The sequence below is a fragment of the Nonomuraea sp. NPDC002799 genome (genome assembly GCF_053592075.1).
The window spans coordinates 44,970-62,780 of record NZ_JBSFVA010000038.1 but is presented as its reverse complement, the minus strand read 5'-3'; the positions used below and the strand labels follow the sequence as shown (position 1 = coordinate 62,780).

Annotated in this window: 15 protein-coding genes; 3 read left to right on the top strand and 12 right to left on the bottom strand. The window is 70.7% G+C overall.

The window, feature by feature from the left end; genetic code table 11:
• The first annotated feature begins 6 nt into the window (after nt 1-6).
• Together ACWD0F_RS42635 and ACWD0F_RS42630 are read left to right on the top strand one after the other, a co-directional pair.
• Nucleotides 7-2,925, top strand: coding sequence for an AfsR/SARP family transcriptional regulator (locus ACWD0F_RS42635; RefSeq protein WP_449887349.1), 2,919 nt, complete (start codon nt 7-9; stop codon nt 2,923-2,925).
• A 35-nt stretch (nt 2,926-2,960) separates the two neighbouring features.
• On the top strand, nt 2,961-4,472 hold the full coding sequence (locus ACWD0F_RS42630; protein WP_449887347.1) for a DHA2 family efflux MFS transporter permease subunit: 1,512 nt from the start codon (nt 2,961-2,963) through the stop codon (nt 4,470-4,472).
• Here the strand turns inward: ACWD0F_RS42630 and ACWD0F_RS42625 are convergent, their stop codons facing one another.
• The 9 genes from ACWD0F_RS42625 to ACWD0F_RS42585 form a co-directional block, all read right to left on the bottom strand.
• A complete protein-coding gene (locus tag ACWD0F_RS42625) occupies nt 4,473-5,195 on the bottom strand; it encodes a serine hydrolase (RefSeq protein WP_449887345.1) in 723 nt (240 codons plus the stop codon).
• A 274-nt stretch (nt 5,196-5,469) separates the two neighbouring features.
• Entirely contained in the window at nt 5,470-6,414 is a 945-nt protein-coding gene (locus tag ACWD0F_RS42620) for a quinone oxidoreductase family protein (RefSeq protein WP_449887344.1), read from the bottom strand.
• A gap of 40 nt (nt 6,415-6,454) precedes the next feature.
• Nucleotides 6,455-7,327, bottom strand: coding sequence for an alpha/beta hydrolase (locus ACWD0F_RS42615; RefSeq protein WP_449887343.1), 873 nt, complete (start codon nt 7,325-7,327; stop codon nt 6,455-6,457).
• 15 nt (nt 7,328-7,342) lie between these two features.
• Nucleotides 7,343-8,737, bottom strand: a complete 1,395-nt coding sequence (locus ACWD0F_RS42610) for an NAD(P)/FAD-dependent oxidoreductase (protein ID WP_449887341.1) — start codon at nt 8,735-8,737, stop codon at nt 7,343-7,345.
• Between the two features lie 31 nt (nt 8,738-8,768).
• Nucleotides 8,769-9,554 (bottom strand): ABC transporter permease, encoded by a 786-nt coding sequence (locus tag ACWD0F_RS42605; protein WP_449887339.1) that lies wholly within the window; start codon nt 9,552-9,554, stop codon nt 8,769-8,771.
• Nucleotides 9,551-10,402, bottom strand: a complete 852-nt coding sequence (locus ACWD0F_RS42600; protein ID WP_449887337.1) for an ABC transporter permease — start codon at nt 10,400-10,402, stop codon at nt 9,551-9,553. The genes ACWD0F_RS42605 and ACWD0F_RS42600 overlap by 4 nt, the downstream gene beginning before the upstream one ends.
• A 2-nt stretch (nt 10,403-10,404) precedes the next feature.
• Nucleotides 10,405-11,616 (bottom strand): ABC transporter substrate-binding protein, encoded by a 1,212-nt coding sequence (locus tag ACWD0F_RS42595; RefSeq protein WP_449887335.1) that lies wholly within the window; start codon nt 11,614-11,616, stop codon nt 10,405-10,407.
• A 9-nt stretch (nt 11,617-11,625) separates the two neighbouring features.
• Nucleotides 11,626-12,693, bottom strand: a complete 1,068-nt coding sequence (locus ACWD0F_RS42590; RefSeq protein WP_449887333.1) for an ABC transporter ATP-binding protein — start codon at nt 12,691-12,693, stop codon at nt 11,626-11,628.
• A 13-nt stretch (nt 12,694-12,706) separates the two neighbouring features.
• Entirely contained in the window at nt 12,707-14,140 is a 1,434-nt protein-coding gene (locus tag ACWD0F_RS42585) for a gamma-aminobutyraldehyde dehydrogenase (protein ID WP_449887331.1), read from the bottom strand.
• Between the two features lie 199 nt (nt 14,141-14,339).
• Between ACWD0F_RS42585 and ACWD0F_RS42580 the strand changes: the two genes are divergently transcribed.
• Complete coding sequence (locus ACWD0F_RS42580; RefSeq protein WP_449887329.1) at nt 14,340-14,831, top strand: Lrp/AsnC family transcriptional regulator; 492 nt, start codon at nt 14,340-14,342, stop codon at nt 14,829-14,831.
• A gap of 19 nt (nt 14,832-14,850) precedes the next feature.
• Here the strand turns inward: ACWD0F_RS42580 and ACWD0F_RS42575 are convergent, their stop codons facing one another.
• The 3 genes from ACWD0F_RS42575 to ACWD0F_RS42565 form a co-directional block, all read right to left on the bottom strand.
• Nucleotides 14,851-16,368: a purine-cytosine permease family protein gene (locus ACWD0F_RS42575; RefSeq protein ID WP_449887327.1), complete on the bottom strand. Its 1,518-nt coding sequence runs from the start codon at nt 16,366-16,368 to the stop codon at nt 14,851-14,853.
• Nucleotides 16,365-17,300, bottom strand: a complete 936-nt coding sequence (gene speB / locus ACWD0F_RS42570) for an agmatinase (protein WP_449887325.1) — start codon at nt 17,298-17,300, stop codon at nt 16,365-16,367. The genes ACWD0F_RS42575 and speB overlap by 4 nt, the downstream gene beginning before the upstream one ends.
• A 137-nt stretch (nt 17,301-17,437) precedes the next feature.
• On the bottom strand, nt 17,438-17,674 hold the full coding sequence (locus ACWD0F_RS42565; protein WP_449887323.1) for a hypothetical protein: 237 nt from the start codon (nt 17,672-17,674) through the stop codon (nt 17,438-17,440).
• Nucleotides 17,675-17,811 lie beyond the last annotated feature (137 nt).

The window sequence follows — 17,811 nt, the reverse complement described above, 5'->3', positions numbered from 1 at the left end:
CGAATCATGCGCTTCCAGATCCTCGGGCCCACCACTGTGCTGGGCGAGGACGGCCGGCCGATCCCCCTCGGGGGGCCGCGCGTGCGCGCCCTGCTCACGCTGCTGGCCCTGCACGCCGGCCGCATCGTCGGCGCGGAGCAACTCGTGGCCGGCATGTACGGCGCCCGGCCCCCCGAGGGCGTGGCCAACGCGCTGCAGTCGCAGGTGTCCAGGCTGCGCAGGTCGCTGGGCAAGGACCTGGTGGAGTTCCATCCGGCGGGATACCGGCTGGTCGCCGAGCCGCAGGAGGTGGACGCGCGCCGGTTCGAGCTACTGGCGCAGGCGGGCCGGCGGGCGCTGGCGAGCGGCGATCCCGGCCAGGCGGCCACGCTGCTGCGCGAGGGGCTGGACTTGTGGCGCGGGGCGCCACTCGCCGACGCCCCGCACGCCGAAGCCGCCGCCGCGGCGCTGGAGGAGCTCCGGCTGTCGGCCACCGAGGAGCGCGTGCAGGCGGACCTCGACCTCGGCAGGCACCGCGAGCTGGTCGGCGAGCTGCGTCAGCTCGCCACCGCCCACCCGCTGCGCGAGCGGCTGCGGGCCCAGCTCATGCGCGCCCTGTACGGCAGCGGCCGCCAGGCGGAGGCGCTGAGCGTCTACGACGAGGCCAGGAAGCTGCTGGACGACGAGCTGGGCGTCGAGCCGGGCGCCGAACTGGCCGCCGCCCACCTGGCCGTCCTACGGGCCGACCCGGCCCTCGGCACCCCGGCCACCTCGCGCCGGGCCGACCCGACGCTCGGCAACCCGACCGCCGCGCATCTGGCCGCACTACGAGCCGACCCGGACCGGGCCGGACCACAGGCCGGCTCGCCCGCCGCGAACCGGTCCAAGCAGGGGCTGCGGGCTCAGCTCACCAGCTTCGTCGGCCGGGCCGAGGAGCTGGCGCAGCTCAGCTCCCGGCTCTCGGCGAGCAGGCTCGTCACGCTGATCGGGCCGGGCGGCTCGGGCAAGACCAGGCTGGCCGGCGAGGCCGCCGAGCGGGCTCCCGGCGACGTGTGCTTCGTGCCGCTCGCGCCGGTCACCGAGAGCGCCGACGTGCCCCGGACCGTGCTGGCCGCGCTCGGGGTGCGCGACCCCCTGCTGCAGAACCGCGACAGGCCCGCCGTGGACCCGCTCACCCGGCTGCTCACCGCGCTGGCCGGCCGCAGGCTGCTGCTGGTGCTGGACAACTGCGAGCACCTCGTCGCCGCCGTCGCCGAGCTGGCGGACTCGCTCCTGGCCGCCTGCCCCGAGCTGCGCGTCCTGGTCACCGGACGCGAGGCGCTGGGCATCACCGGCGAGTCGATCATGCCGGTGTCGCCGCTGCGGGTGCCGCCGCCGGAGGCGGACAACCCGCTGGACTTTCCGGCGGTCCGGCTGTTCGCCGACCGAGCCGCCGCCGTCCGGCAGGGCTTCGCCATGGACGCGGGCAACCTCGCGCAGGTCGTGCACATCTGCCGGGCGCTCGACGGGCTGCCGCTGGCCATCGAGCTGGCCGCGGCGCGGCTGCGCACGCTGACGCTGGCCGACATCGCGGCCCGGCTGGACGACCGGTTCAAGCTGCTCGCGCGCGGCAGCAGGACGGCGCTGCCCCGGCACCAGACGCTGCACGCGGTCGTCGCGTGGAGCTGGGACCTGCTCGACGAGGACGAGCAGCGGATGGCCAGGGCGCTGACCGTGTTCGCCGGCGGTGCGCGGCCCGAGGCGGCCGAGCGGGTGTGCGGGCTGCCGGAGGAGGTGCTGTTCTCATTGACGGAGAAGTCGCTGGTGGAGGCGGACGGCGGCCGCTACCGGATGCTGGAGACGATCAGGGCGTTCTGCGCGGAGCGGCTGGCGGAGTCGGGCGAGGTGGCCGCGATCCGCGACGCGCACGCCGGCTACTACCTCGACCTGGCCGTCGAGGCCGACCCCCGGCTGCTCACCGGTGAGCAGCTCGCCTGGCTGGCCCGGCTCGACGAGGAGAGCGACGACCTCAACGCGGCGGTGCGCTGGACGGTCGAGTCGGGGCGGCTGGAGATGGGGATGCGGCTGCTGGCCCACAGCGCCTGTTACTGGTGGATGCGCGGCCACCGCGCGAGCTGCGCCGTCCTGGCCACCGAGCTGCTGGCCGCGCTCGGCCCCACCCGGTTCGACGGCCGGGACGAGGAGTACGTCATGTGCGTGCTCGTCGCCGCCTGGACGGGCACCGTCGACGCGGAGGTCCACGCGCGGCTGGGTGAGGTGCGGGAGCTGGTCCCGTACGCGTACGTGCCCACGCGGGTGGAGTTCCTGATGATGTTGTTGTCCTCCTTCACCGGGCCGCCCGGCGACTTCGAGGAGATGTACACCACGTTCCTGACCGGTGTCCATGTCCTTCCGCCGTGGCAGCGGGCGTTGTCCTCCTTCGGCGCGGCGTTCGTGCTGCAGACCATGGGCCGGATCGACGAGGCACGGGCCGAGTTCGAGTACAGCCTGGCCGCGTTCAAGGGCATCGGGGAGCGGTGGGGCGCCGTGCTGGTGTTGTCGGGGCTCGCCTCCATGCACCAGCAGGAGGGCGACCACACCCGCGCGTACGCGCTGGCCGACGAGGCGCTGACGCTGGCGCGCGACCTGGGCGCCAAGACGGAGATCGCCGAGGGCCTGTGCCGCAGGGCCGACGCGCTGCACGGCCTGGACGACCTGGCGGGCGCGCGGGCCGACTACGTGCTCGCGGCCGAGTTGTCCCGCCGCAACGGCTCGATGGAGGTTCTGGCCTGGGCGCATTGCGGCCTGGGCGAGGTGGCGCTGTCGTACGGCGACCTGGAGGAGGCGCGCGCCCTGCTGACGAAGGCCCACGACGAGTGCCCCGGCGAGTGGTACAGCGCCAGGGACACCGCCACGCGCATCGACGCCGCGCTGGCCGGGCTCGCCCGGATGGTCAGCGAGCGGTAGGCGGGCCGTCAGCGGCTCCCCGGACAGTGGGCGCCATGAGAACCCAATGGTCCTGCCTGGCCATCGCCTGCCTGGCCACGTTGCTGCTCTCGCTCGACCTCACGGTCCTGCATCTGGCCCTGCCCGGGCTGGTCACCGACCTCGGCGCGAGCTCCACGCAGCTCCTGTGGATCGGCGACATGTACGGCTTCGCGCTGGCCGGCCTGCTCGTCACCATGGGCAACCTCGGCGACCGCATCGGCCGCAAGCGCCTGCTGCTGATCGGCGCCGCCGCGTTCGGGGCGGCCTCGATCGTCACCGCCTACGCGCCCAGCGCCGAGCTGCTGATCGCGGCCAGGGCGCTGCTGGGGGTGGCGGCCGCGACGATCATGCCGTCCACCCTGTCCATCATCAGGAACGTCTTCACCGAGCCCGGCGAGCGCACGGCGGCCGTCGGCATCTGGAGCGGGATGAGCGCGGCCGGCTTCGCGCTGGGGCCGGTGCTCGGCGGCCTGCTGCTCGACCACTTCTGGTGGGGCTCGGTCTTCCTGATCAACGTGCCCGTCATGCTGCTGGTCGTGGTGGGCGGCGCCCTGGTGCTGCCCGAGTCGCGCAACCCGCACGCGGGCCGGATCGACCTGCTCAGCGCCGTCCTGTCCTTCGCCGGTGTCGTGACGGTCATCTACGCGATCAAGGAGGCCGCGCACCGGGGCGCCGGCCACGCCGACGTGCTCGCGGCGGGCGCGGCCGGGATCGTGTTGTTGTCGGTGTTCGTGTGGCGGCAGACGCGGCTGGCCGAGCCGCTGATCGACGTGCGGCTCTTCCGCCGCAGGGCGTTCAGCGCGTCCATCGTCACGAACCTGCTGGCGATCTTCTCCATGACCGCCATGATGCTGATGTTCGCGTGGTACCTGCAGCTGGTGCTCGGCTGGTCGCCGCTCCAGGCGGGGCTCGCGCAGCTCCCCGGCGGCCTGAGCGGCGCGGTGGGCGGCATCCTGGCCGCCCGGCTCATCCGCCACATCGGCCGGAACGGCGTGGTCGCGCTGGGCCTGGCCATGAACGCGGCCTCGTTCCTCTACTACTCGACCCTGGGCACCGAGCTGAACTACCTCGCCCTGCTCCCCGCCATGATCATCGGTGGGATCGGCGTCGGGTTCGCCTTCACCGTCAACAACGACAACGTGCTGGCCACCGCCCCAAGGGAACGCGCCGGGGCGGCGGCCGCGGTGTCGGAGACGGCCTTCGAGCTGGGCGGGGCGCTCGGCATCGGGATCCTGGGCAGCGTGCTGAACAGCGCCTACCGCGCCAACCTGGAGCTGCCGGCCGGCGTCGCCGCGGAGGCCGCGCGCGAGTCGATCGCCGGGGCGGTCGGCGTGGCCGCCGCACTGCCCCCCGAGCAGGCCGACCGGCTCGTACGGGCGGCGCAGGCGGCCTTCATCGAGGGCGTGCACCTGACCTCGATCGTCACCGCGAGCCTGCTGGCCGTGGTGGCCCTGCTCGCCCTGGTGGGGCTGCGCGGCGTGCCCAAGGTCATCCCGGAGGAGGTCCTGGCCCCCGCGCACGGGTGATCAGGCGATGGGGTTGGTGGGGCACGGGCGGGTGGTCGTCGGGGAGAGCCCGTCGAGCCGCCCGCCGATCATCCGGGCGATGCCCTCGATGGTCTCGATGCCCGTGCCCTCGCCCGGTTGCTGATCCGTCTGCACCGACAGCAGCAGGTCGCGTCCCGGCCCCGCCACGCGCCCGTAACTCGTGACGGCCCAGGTGTTGTGGATGAACGGCCGCGGCGTCCACCCGTTCTTGAGCGCCGCCCGGTCCCCTGGCCGCGCGGCGGCGCTGACGCCCCACGCCTGGTCCTTCTGCACCTGCCCCATCAGCCCGAGCACCAGCCCGCGATCCGCCGCGGACAGCCCCTTACCCCCCTTGATCAGCACCTGGAGCAAGCGGATGCGGTCGGCGGGGCTGGTGGTGGTGCCGCCCCAGAAGCGGCTGGGCCCCGGCGTGGTCTCCCGGAGGCCGAGCCGGGCGTAGAAGGCGCTCATCGCGCCGCCGCCGCCGACGCGCGACCACATCGCGTCGGCGGCGCTGTTGTCGCTCTCCTTGATCATGCGGTCCGCCAGGTCGCGCTCCCCCTCGTCGAGACCGCCGCTCCGCCGGAGCAGCAGCGCGGCGAGGATGTCCACCTTGGCGCCGCTGGCGGTGATCATGTCGTGCTGGTGCTCGCCCCGGCCCAGCCTGACCCCGCTGACCAGGTCGAGCGCGCCGTAGACGATCCGCCCGGGGCGTTTGCTCACGTAGCGGGAAATGTCGCGTTCAAGCCGGACACGGGCGCGGCCGGAACCGGCTCTGTCCGGAAATTTCATGACGCATCGCGCCACCTTCACCGGCACGTCCACCGCGACGGGCACCACCGGCGCCCGGCCGTTCCCGCACCCCCCCGCGAGCGCCAGCCCACACCAGGCGACCATCCACTGAGCACGCACGCGCCAACCCCCGTGATCGGTTCGGGGGATCCCAGGAGCATGCCCGGCCTGGTGGCGGGCGCCATCACACCCGGTGCTTTCCTGGTCAGACCTTCAGCACGACCTTGCCGACCGTACGGCGTCCCGCCAGGTCGGCCAGCGCCCTGCGGGCCTCGGAGAGCGGATAGGAGCCCCCGGCCAGCGGCCTGACGGCTCCGGTGGCGGTGAGGTGCAGCAACTCGCCGAGCTCGGGCCTGTCGATCCCGCGCGCGGCCAGCATCGGCTTGAGCCAGAAACCGGCGACACCCTGGTTGCCGGCGGTGAGCCGGGCCGGATCCACCACGGGCGCGGGCTCGCCCGACGACGTCCCGTACGTCACCAGCCGTCCGAAAGCGGCCAGCGCGACCAGCGCGGCCTCGAACACGGCCCCGCCCACCGCGTCGAGGACGACGTCCACGGGCCGGCCGCGGTTGGCCTCGATGACACGCTCGGCGTAGCCGTCGGCACCGCCGTCCACCGCGGCGTCCGCGCCCAGCTCCAGGGCCAGCGCCCGCTTCTCCGCCGTGGACGCGGTCGCGATCACCCGCCCGGCCCCGAACACCCCGGCGAGCTGCACGGCCAGGCTGCCCACCCCGCCGGCCCCCGAGTTCACCACGACGCTCTCCCCCGCCCGCAACCGCGCCGACGAGCGCAGCAGGTGCCAGGCGGTCAGCCCCTGGACCAGCAGCGCGAGCGCCTTTTCCGCCGCGAGCGCCTCGGGCACCACGACCAGGTCGCCGGCGCCCAGCACCGCCCTGGTCGCGAACCCGTTCGCGGTGAACCCCATCACCCGCCGCCCCTGCGGGTCCCGCCCGATCACCTCGTTGCCGGGGATGAACGGCAGGCGGTCGGGCCGCGCGTAGTGCCCGGCGATCTGCCGTACGTCGGCGAAGTTCACCCCCGCCGCCTCCACGTCGATCGGCACCTGCCCCGGCCCCACCACCGGATCGGGCAGCTCTGCCTCTTCGAGCACCTCTGGCCCGCCGTAACGGGCGAACTGAATGGCACGCATGGATCCCCCTTGATCACCTCGACATGACTCAGGGTAACCGTCAGAGGTGTTCGGCCAGGAAGGTGGCGGTCGCGTCCACGGCCTGCGTGACGTGCGGCTCACGGTCGTAGAGGTCGATGTGCTGCTTGGCGTCGACCCAGACGAGCCGCTTCGGCTCGTCGAGCCGCTTGAACACCTCCTCGGCCCCCTCGGGCGAGCAGAACCGGTCGATCACCCCGTGCACGATCAGCGCGGGCTTCGGCGACAGGAAGTCGGCTCCCATCATGTTGTCCAAGGTCAGCAGCTCGCGCGCGCTCGCTCTGGTCACGGTGTTCGACCAGGACGGCGAGGCGCCGCGCTCGGTGCCGTAGTAGGCGTACGGCTCGTCGCCCGGCATGGCGGCCGCGCCCTGCTCGGCCACGGCGGGCACGTACTCGACGGGCCCGCCCCGGTCCTCGCGCTCCAGCACGGCGGTGAGGTCGCCCAGAGCAGCCTGGTAGTCCATCCCCGATCGCATGGCGTAGGGGTTGTTGTACGCCCCGGCGATGCCGACAAATGTCCGCACCCGAGGCTCAAAAGCAGCAAATTTCAGGGCGTACCCGCCGCCGAGGCAGATCCCGACCACCCCGATCCGCTCCGGGGCCACCTCGGGCCGCGACCGCAGGAACGACACGGCCGCCCGCAGATCCCGCGACTTGCCCTGCGGATCCTCCGCATGGCGCGGCATCCCTTCGGACTCCCCCCAGTTGCGGTGGTCGAAGGCCAGCGTGGCGTATCCGCGCTCCGCCAGCCTCGCCGCGTACAACCCGGTGACCTGGTCGCGCACCCCGGTGAACGGCCCGGTGAAGACCAGGCCGGGATGCGGCCCCACGCCGTCCGGCACCCGCAGGTCACCGGCCAGCGCGAGGCCGTCCACGGTGAAGTCAACTCTCATGCCACCAAGTGTGCGCTAAGAGTCGAATCCCAGCCCCATCCGGTCCAGCGTGCGCAACCACAGATTGCGCCGCCCCTCGTGCTCGTCCGCCTGGGCGATCGACCACCGGGTGAGCTGGATCACCCCGGAGCGCACCGGCTCCGGCGGGAACGGGATGGGCTTCTCCCGCACCATCCGCAGCTCGGTGCGCTCGGTGCGCTCGCCCGACAGCAGGTCGAGCATGACGTTCGCGCCGAACCTGGTGGCCCCGACGCCCATGCCGGTGTAGCCGGCGGCGTAGGCCAGCCGCCCGCCGTGCGCCTGCCCGTAGAAGGCGCTGAACCGGCTGCAGGTGTCGATCACACCGCCCCATCGGTGGGTGAACCGCACGTCGCCGAGCTGCGGGAAGGTGGCGTAGAAGTGCCCGGCCAGCTTGACGAAGGTCTCGTCGCGCTGGTCGTACTCGGGTTTGACCAGGCCGCCGTTGTAGTAGACGGCGTCATAGCCGCCCCACAGGATGCGGTTGTCGTCGGTCAGCCGGTAGTAGTGGAAGCGGTTGCCCGAGTCGCCGACGCCCTGCCGGTTGCGCCAGCCCACCTCGGCGAGCCGGCCGGCGGTCAGCGGCTCGGTCATCAGGACGTAGTCGTACACCGGGACCACGAAGTGCTTGAGCCGGCGCAGCAGCGGCGGGAACACGCCGGTGCCCAGCGCCACCCGGCGGGCGGCGACGGTCCCGTGCGGCGTGCGCAGCTCGATCGTGGCGCCGTCGTCGTGCAGGGAGCGGACGGGGCTGCGCTCGTAGACCCGCACGCCGAGCCGCAGGCACGCCGCGCGCAGCCCCCAGGCCAGCCTCGCCGGGTCGAGCATGGCGCAGCCGCTGCGCTCCCAGAGCCCGCCCAGATAGGTCGGCGAGCCGACCTCGGCCCGCACCTGCCGCTGGTCGAGCGGCTGGTAGTCGAGCCCCAGCTGCGAGATGAGGTCGAGGTGCTCGCCCAGCGCGTCGAGCTGCCACGGCTCGGTGGCCACGTGCAGCTCGCCGGTGCGCTCGAAGGAGCAGTCGACGCCGTAGCGCTCCAGCGTGCGCTCGATCTCGTCGAGGTTCGCCACGCCCAGGCGCTCCAGCCGGCCGATCTCCTCCGGCCACCGCTCCAGCCCGTTGGCCAGGCCGTGGGTGAGGGTCGCCATGCAGAACCCGCCGTTGCGGCCGCTGGCCGCCCAGCCGATCCTGCGCCCTTCGAGCAGGACCACGTCCAGCGCGGGGTCGCGTTCCTTGGCCATCAGGGCCGTCCACAGGCCGGAGAAGCCGCCGCCGACGACGACCAGGTCGGCGCGGGTGTCGCGATCGAGCCGCGGCAGCGGCTCGGGTCTGGCCGGACTGTCCAGCCAGTACGGCTTGCGCTCCGCGTCAGCCAGCGCCTTCAGCGGATCCACACATTCCACGTCCCTACGAAAGGCGTCGGAGTCAGTTTCGGCGCCGCGCCGCCACCGCGTTGGCGATCGCGATCAGCACGCCGATGCCGAAGATCAGCGTACCCATGACGTTGACCTGCGCCGGGATCCCGGTCTTGACCGCGCCGACGATCCACAGCGGGAAGGTGACGGTCGAGCCGTTGACGAAGCTGGTCACCACGTAGTCGTCGATGGACAACGCGAACGACAACATCGCGCCCGCCAGCACGCCCGGCATGATCGCCGGCAGCGTCACCTGCCGGAACGTCCCCCAGGCCGTGGCCCCGAGGTCCCTGGCCGCCTCCTCCAGCGAGGGGTCGAGCGTGACGACCCGCGCCCGCACCGTGACGACCACGAACGAGAGCGAGAACAGCACGTGCGCGATGATGATCGTGTTCGCGTCGCGGGGCAGGTTGCCGGAGACGAACAGCGACAACAACGACGCGCCCATGACCAGCTCAGGCGTGGAGATGGCGGCGAAGACCAGGAAGTTCGTGAGGCCCTTGCCGCGGAAGCGGTGCCGGCCGATGGCCAGCCCGAGCATGGTCCCGATCACCACCGTGACGATGGTGCTGACCAGCGCGATGACCAGCGAGTTCTGCAGCGCCTCGGTCAGGTCGGAGATCTCGAAGAGCTCGGCGTACCACCGGAGGGTGAAGCCCTGCCAGGAGGTGTTCGACTTGCTCTGCTTGTCGTTGAACCCGAACAGGATCATCACGGCGATCGGCGACGACAACCAGGCGATGATCAGCCAGGTGTAGCCGTGCAGCAGCCGGTCGCCCAGCCTCGCCCGCCTCATCGGGCCGCCGCCTGCAGGACGTTCTCGGTGCCGAGCGCCCTGGCGTAGACGAAGATGCCCACGAGCAGCACCGCCATCAGCGTGAACGACAGCGCGGAGGCCGTCGGGTAGTTCTGGTTCGTCAGGTACTCGGTCTGGATGATGTTGCCGATCATCGTGTTCGACGTGCCGCCCAGGATCGCCGCGTTGATCGGGTCGGCCGTCGCGGGCACGAACGTCATCAGCACCCCGGCGAACACCCCGGGCAACGACAGCGGCAGCACCACCCGCCGGAAGGCGCCCGTCCGCGTGGCGTACAGGTCCTGGGCCGCCTCCACCACCCGCGGGTCCACCCGCTCCAGCGCCACGTAGATCGGCAGGATCATGAACGGCAGGAAGTTGTACGTCAGCCCGCCCACCACCGCGAACGTCGTGGCCAGCACGTGGAAGCCCTCGGGCAGCAGCCCCGAGTCCTTCAGCGTGCCCAGCAGGATGCCGTTGTCCGACAACAGGAAGTTCCACGCGATCGTCCGCAACACGAACGAGACGAAGAACGGGAGCAGCAGCAGGAACAGGTAGACCGACTTGCGCGTGCCGCCCTTGAAGGCGATCCAGTACGCCACCGGATAGCCGATCACCAGCATGGCCACCGTGGCGAGCCCGCCGTAGAGCAGGGAGCGCAGGAGCTGGGTGCTGTACCTGCCGATGGCGTCGCCGTAGTTGGAGAAGCTGAACGTCATGGCGAAGCCGTCGATGCGGTTGCCGGTCTGCAGGGAGACCGAGGCCATCGCGGCCATGGGCACGACCAGGAAGATCGCCAGCCACAGCCAGCTCGGCAGCGCGAGAAGATAGGGGGTGAGCCGCCGCATCGTTATGCCTGGGTGATGGACTGGAAGATCCGGTTGAAGACCTGCTCCTGCGCGGTGGTCAGGCTGGTGTAGTTGTGCAGCTTGGCGTAGTCGGCCTCGGTCGGGAACATGAGCGGGCTGTCGACCATGTCCTCCAGCGCCTTCTTGTCCTTGCCCTTGGCCGTCCCGGCCTTCTCCCTGAGCAGGTCCTGCACGGCCGGGACCGGGCTGACGAACTGGATGTACTCATTCAGTTCGGCGGCCACGGCGGGCTGGTAGAGGTAGTCCATCAGCATGAGCGCGTCCACCGGGTTGGCGGCGCCCTTGGGGATGAGCATGTTGTCGGTCCAGATCGTGCCGCCCTCCTCGGGCACCACGAACTTGACGGGCTCGCCGGCGAGCTGGCGCTGGAAGACGTCGCCGGACCAGGCCATGGTCAGCCAGATGTCGCCCTTGGCCACAGCGTCCAGGTATCCCTGGTCGTAATATTTCCGTACAATTCCGGCGTCGCGCTGCGCCTTCAGCTTCTCCCCGGCCTTCTTCCAGTCGTCCTCGGTCGACTTCTCCGGATCGATGCCCAGCGCGAACATGCCGAAGTTGCCGATCTCCTGGGCGTCGGCCATCATGCCCACCCGCCCCTTGTACTTGGGGTCGAACAGCGCCTCGATGCTGGTGATGTCGTCCTTGACGAACTCGGTGTTGTACGCGATGCCGGTCACCCCGGAGGTGTACGGAACCGTGTACTTGTTCCCGGGGTCGTAGGCCCGCTCCTTGTACTTCTGGCCCGCGTTGGCCGCGAAGTTGGGCAGCTTCGTGTGGTCGAGCGGCACGGCGTAGCCGAGCTCGATCATGTGCTGGAGCTGGATGCCGTTGGTCATGACGACGATGTCGTAGCCCAGCGACTGGCCGGCGCGGAGCACGGGATCGGACTTGCCGAAGAACTCCGCGTTCTCCTGGATGACCTCCTTGTACTCGTAGGAGATGCCGCTGTCCTTCGTGAACTGCTCCAGCGGGGCCTTGTCCTCGGGCATGTACTCGGGCCAGTTGGCGAAGACGACCTTGCCGTGCTTGCTCTGCTGGGCCCAGAAGTCCTTGACCGCGTCGGCCTTCGGCGGGGCGGCCTTCTGACCCTGCACGCCGCAGGCGGCGAGGGCGAGCCCGGCGGCGGAGTATCCGGCCAGCCGGAAGACGTCACGACGGGTACGGATGCGAGGGAGGTGCGGACGGGGGTTCATGGGGTGCTATCAACTTCCAATCACGTACGAGTGCTGCGCCTGCCACGACAACCACACGGAGTCGCCCCGCTCCGCCGTCGCCGTGGCGTCATTCGCGTTCTGCTGGAACACCGTGACCTCGGCCCCGTCGGCGAGACTCACGGCGTAGCTGTTGTAGGTGCCCAGGTAGACCACCTCGGCCACGGTGCCGCGCACCGCACTCAGCCCGGCACCGGGCTCCTCCGTGCCGATGACGATCTTCTCGGGCCGCACGGTCACGGTGACCGCGCCGTCGTGGCCGGGCACCAGCACCCGGCCGCCGCCGATCGTCAGCTCGCCCCCGGCCGCGGTGCCGGCGAGCAGGTTGGAGGTGCCGATGAAGCCGGCCACGAACGCGGACGCGGGCCGCTCGTAGATCTCGCGCGGCCTGGCGAGCTGCTCGACCCGCCCGTCGTTCATGACCGCGATCCGGTCGCTCATGGTCAGCGCCTCGTTCTGGTCGTGCGTCACGTACACGAACGTGATGCCGACCTCGCGCTGGATGCGCTTCAGCTCGATCTGCATGGCCTGGCGCAGCTTGAGGTCGAGCGCCCCGAGCGGCTCGTCGAGCAGGAGCGCCCTGGGCCGGTTGACCAGGGCGCGGGCCAGCGCGACGCGCTGCTGCTGGCCGCCGGACATCTCGCGCGGCCGGCGCTTCTCCCGGCCGGTGAGGTCGACGATCTCCAGCATCTCGCCGACCCGCCGCTTGACCTCCTCCTGCGGCGTCCTGCGCTGCTTGAGGCCGAACGCCACGTTGTCCCAGACGCTCATGTGCGGGAAGAGCGCATAGGACTGGAAGACCATGTTGACGTCACGCTTGTTCGGCGGAACGTTCGTGACGTCCTTGCCGAGCAGCTTGACGACGCCCTTCGTGGGCTCCTCGAAGCCGGCGACCATCCGCATGGTCGTGGTCTTGCCGCAGCCGGATGGGCCGAGGAGGGAGAAGAACTCCCCCTCGGCGATGCCCAGTGTCACGCCCCTGACCGCCTGGACGACCTCGCCATGCGAGAGGTACTCCTTGACGACGCCCTCAAGCTCTATCGCATACAGCTCAGTCATCCCAGGATTCGTCCTATTCGCCGATGTAGTGCATGACGTGCTTGACCCGGGTGTAGTCGTGCAGGCCGAACACCGACAGGTCCTTGCCGTAGCCGGAGTGCTTGAAGCCGCCGTGCGGCATCTCCGACACGAACGGGATGTGGGTGTTGACCCAGACCACGCCGAAGTCCAGCCGGTTGGACATCCGCATCGCGCGGCCGTGGTCGGAGGTCCAGACGGAGCCGCTCAGGCCGTACTTGACGTCGTTGGCCTTGGCCAGCGCGTCGGCCTCGTCGGTGAACGTCTGGACGGTGATGACGGGGCCGAAGACCTCGTTCTGCACCATCTCGTCGTCCTGGCGCAGGCCGTCCACGATCGTCGGCGCGAAGAAGTAGCCCTTGTCGCCGACCCGCCGGCCACCGGTGAGCACCTTGGCGTGCCCGGGCGTCCGCTCGATGAAGCCCTGCACCTTGGCGAGCTGGCTCTCGTTGTTCAGCGGCCCGTAGAGCGCTTCCTCGTTGCTCAGGTCACCGGTCACGGTGCCGGCCGCGGCCTCGGTCAGCGCGGCCACGAACTCGTCGTGCACGCTCTCCTGCACGAGCACCCGGCAGGCCGCGGTGCAGTCCTGGCCGGCGTTGTACAGGCCCGCGGTCGCGATGTCGGCGGCGGCCCTGGCCAGGTCCTTGACGTCCTCGAAGACCACGACCGGCGCCTTGCCGCCGAGCTCCAGGTGCACCCGCTTGAGGTCGTCGGCCGCGCTGCGCGCCACCGACATGCCCGCGCCCACCGAGCCGGTGATCGCGACCATGGACGCGGCCGGATGGCCGACCACCAGCGCGCCGGTCTCGCGGTCGCCGGCCACGACGTTGAAGACGCCCGCGGGCAGCACGCTGCCCAGGATGTCGGCCAGCACCAGCGTGGAGGCCGGCGTGGTGTCGGACGGCTTCAGCACGATCGTGTTGCCGGCCGCCAGCGCCGGGGCGATCTTCCAGACCGCCATCATCATCGGATAGTTCCACGGCGTGACCTGGCCGATCACGCCGATCGGCTCGTGCCTGATGACGCTGGTGTGCTCGGCCAGGAACTCGCCCGCCGTCGGCCCCTCCAGGGTGCGCGCCGCGCCCGCGAAGAAGCGGAAGTGGTCGGCGGCGACCGGGGTCTCGTCCTCGGCCATGCGGGCCCGCGGCTTGCCGGTGTTGCGGCACTCGGCGTCGTTGATCTCATCAGCCCGCGCGTCGATCGCGTCGGCGACCTTGAGCAGCAGGTTCGCCCGCTCACCCGCGGTGGTCCTGCCCCACGACCCGAACGCGGCGGCGGCCGCGGCGAACGCGGCGTCGACGTCCTCGGCGCCCGAGACAGGAGCCTGCACGTACGCCTCACCCGTGCAAGGATCGATGATGTCGGAGAATCGGCCGCTCTTGGCGTCCACGAACTCCCCGTTGACGAAGTTCTGCAGACGGGTGGTCAAAGTGACCTCCTCGGGATGTGGCTGAGATGCCGCGACTCTTACAGAGCAAGGGCATCCGGACAAGGGATTTCGTGGCGAAGATATCAAATTGCTACGAATTCGCTTGACAGACTGCCAAGAACTGACACCATGTCGCACCAGGACGGCAACCGAGTGGGAACGCCCCCGTTACGCCGCTCCGCTAGGAGGACACCGCTCGATGACGACGCCGCCCCGCGTTCGCCGGAACAATCCGAGCGCCGGTCCCGTGGTGCTCGACGATCTGTCGAAGCAGATCATCGAGCAGCTCCAGGCCGACGGGCGCATGCCGTACGCGGCGATCGGCAAAGCGGTCGGCCTCTCGGAGGCCGCGGTGCGCCAGCGGGTGCAGCGGCTGCAGGACGCGGGTGTCATGCAGATCGTCGCGGTCACCGACCCTCTCACGCTCGGCTTTCCCCGTCAGGCGATGATCGGGGTCAACTGCGAGGGCGATCTGGACTCGGTGGCCGACGAACTGGCAGCCATCAGCGAGATCGACTACGTGGTGCTCACGGCGGGCTCCTTCGACGTGATCGTGGAAGTGGTGTGCGAGGGCGACGGGCACCTGCTGGAGATCCTCAGCAAGATCCGCGCCATTCCGGCCGTCCGGGCGACCGAGTCCTTCGTGTACCTGAAGCTGCGCAAGCAGACGTATTCCTGGGGCACCCGCTAACGCGTGCCCCAGGAATGCCTCACCTGACGGGCTCCGGCGCGCGGGCGTCGACGATGGGCAGGATCGGCGTGTCGGCCGAGCGGACCAGGCGCGGGCCCTGCGGGCCGAAGACCGCCCGCGGCTCGGGGAAGGCGGCCAGCAGCGCCAGGTAGAGCAGCCCCGCGACCGCGAGACCGACCGGAAGCGAGATGTCCACCCCGCCGGCCAGGTCGCCGAGCGGCCCCACGAACTGGCCCGGCAGGTTCACGAACATCAGCGCCAGCCCGGCGGAGACCACCCAGGCGCTCAGCCCGCGCGCGTTCCAGCCGTGCGTGAACCAGTAGCGTCCACCGCGCTGGCGCCGGTTGAAGACCTGCAGCGCCTCGGGGTCGTACCAGCCCCTGCGGGTCACGTAGCCGAGCATCATGATCACCATCCACGGCGCGGTGCACGTGATGATCAGCGTGGCGAACGTGGAGATGCTCTGCGTGAGGTTCGCGGCGAAGCGGCCGACGAAGATGAACACGATCGACAACGTGCCGATGAGCACCGTCGCCTGCACCCGGGAGAAGCGCGGGAAGACGCTGGAGAAGTCCAGGCCCGTGCCGTAGAGGGCGGTCGTGCCGGTGGACATGCCGCCGATCAGCGCGATGAGGCAGACGGGGACGAAATACCAGCCGGGTGAGACGGCCAGCAGCCCGCCGACGTAGTTGGGGGCGGCCGGGTCCATGTACTCGGCGGCCTTGGCGGCGATGATCGAGGCGGTGGCCAGGCCGAAGAAGAAGGGCAGGATGGTGGCGATCTGCGACATGAACGCGGCGGCCATCACCCGCGAGCGCGGCGTGTTCGCCGGGATGTAGCGGGACCAGTCGCCCAGGAAGGCGCCGAAGGAGACCGGGTTCGACAACACGATCAGGGCCGCGCCGATGAACGACGGCCAGAACAGCGGGTCGCCGGCCGCCAGGGCGCCCGGGTAGGAGGGGTCGAAGTCGCCGGCGAAGGCGAAGACGCCCAGGACGAACAGCAACGACGCCGCCGTGACCGCGATCTTGTTGACGAGCAGCATGAAGCGGAAGCCGTACACGCAGACGATGAGCACGAGGACGGCGAAGAGCGCGTACGCGACGCCGAACGACACATCCGTGTCCGGCAGCCCGGCCAGCCGGTGGGCGCCGCCGACCAGTGCGTCGCCCGACGACCACACGGAGATCGAGAAGAACGCGATCGCGGTCAGCAGGGACAGGAAGGAGCCGACGACCCGGCCGTGCACGCCCAGGTGGGCCGAGGAGGAGACGGCGTTGTTGGTGCCGTTCAACGGCCCGAACAACGACAGCGGCGCCAGGATCAGCGCGCCGACCACCAGCCCGAGCACGGTCGCGGCCAGCCCCTGCCAGAACGACAGGCCGAACAGGATGGGGAAGGCCCCGAGCACGCAGGTCGCGAAGGTGTTGGCGCCGCCGAACGCCAGCCTGAACAGGTCCAGGGGGCGCGCGGTGCGGTCGGCGTCGGGGATGCGCTCGACCCCGTAGGTCTCGATCTCGGTGATGCTGCCGCTCATGTGCGCTTCTCCTGCATCGCTAGCAAGCTGACGAGGTCGTAGGCCACGTGGGAGGCCGCGACCGCGGTGATCTCCGCGTGGTCGTAGGCGGGGGCCACCTCGACCACGTCGGCCCCGATGAGGTTGCGGCCGGCGAGACTGCGCAGGATCTCCAGCAGTTCGCGGCTGGTCAGGCCGCCCGCCTCCGGCGTGCCCGTGCCGGGGGCGTGGGCCGGGTCGAGCACGTCGATGTCGACGGAGACGTACAGCGGGCGGTCGCCGATCCGCTGCCCCAGCAGGTCGATCACCTCGTCCAGCCCGCGGCGCAGCACGTCGGCCGCGGTCACGATGCCGAAGCCGAGCCGCTGGTCCTCCTGCAGGTCCGCCTTGCCGTAGAGGGAGCCCCGGATGCCCACGTGGCTCAGCGCCTCGGTGTCGAGGATCCCCTCCTCGACGGCCCGCCGGAACGGGGTGCCGTGCGTGTACTCGGCCCCGAAGTAGGTGTCCCAGGTGTCCAGATGGGCGTCGAAGTGCACGAGCGCCACCGGGCCGTGCTTCTTGGCGGCCGACCGCAACAGCGGGAGCGCGATCGTGTGATCGCCGCCGATGGTGACGAGCCGGGCGTCCAGCTCGTCGGCGGCGGCCTCGATGGTCTCGATCGCGGCGCCGATGTCGAACGGATTGACCGCGATGTCACCGGCGTCGGCCACCTGCGCCTGCTCGAACGGGGCGATGTCCAGCCCCGGATGGTACGGCCGCAACAACCGCGAGGCCTCCCTGACCGCGGCCGGGCCGAACCTGGCGCCCGGCCGGTAGGACACGCCGCTGTCGAAGGGCACGCCCACGACCGCGACGTCCGCCCGCTCGACCTGGTCCAGCCGAGGCAGCCGGGCGAAGGTGGCGGGGCCGGCGAAGCGTGGGATCTTACTGGAGTCGACGGGGCCCATGTTCATGCGGCCAGTGTTCGCCATGCCGCTGACCTGGGACAATTGTCGCCATCACGAAGTATGGCGACCCGCGTTGTGGCTGACCACAAACGAGGGTGAGCGGGCGGCGATGTCCCGCCTCCCGCTCACCTTTCAGCCGGTCCTTACGGGCGGGCCAGGGCGTACACCTTGGTGCCGGCGACCTTGAGCACCTTGCAGTAGTACTCGGGGCCGGCCTGGTTGGCGGCGACGTTACATGCCTTCGCGCCCGCGGTCGTGTACGAGTACCACTGGACGATGACCTCCGCGTTGGCCGTACCCGGCGTGACGGCGGCGAACATGGCGGTGGAGATGGCGGCGGCGGCCACTCCCGTGGACAACCGCTTCAGGGCAGTCTTCATCGGAACATTCCTCCCGAAAACCTCGAAATTGCCTTTATGGGATGCCCAGGCATATGCATGGACGATAGCGGCGGAAGGCGTCGGGCCGCAACAAGATCGTCGCTGCTATTTTTACCAACCGAATACCCCTATTTGCC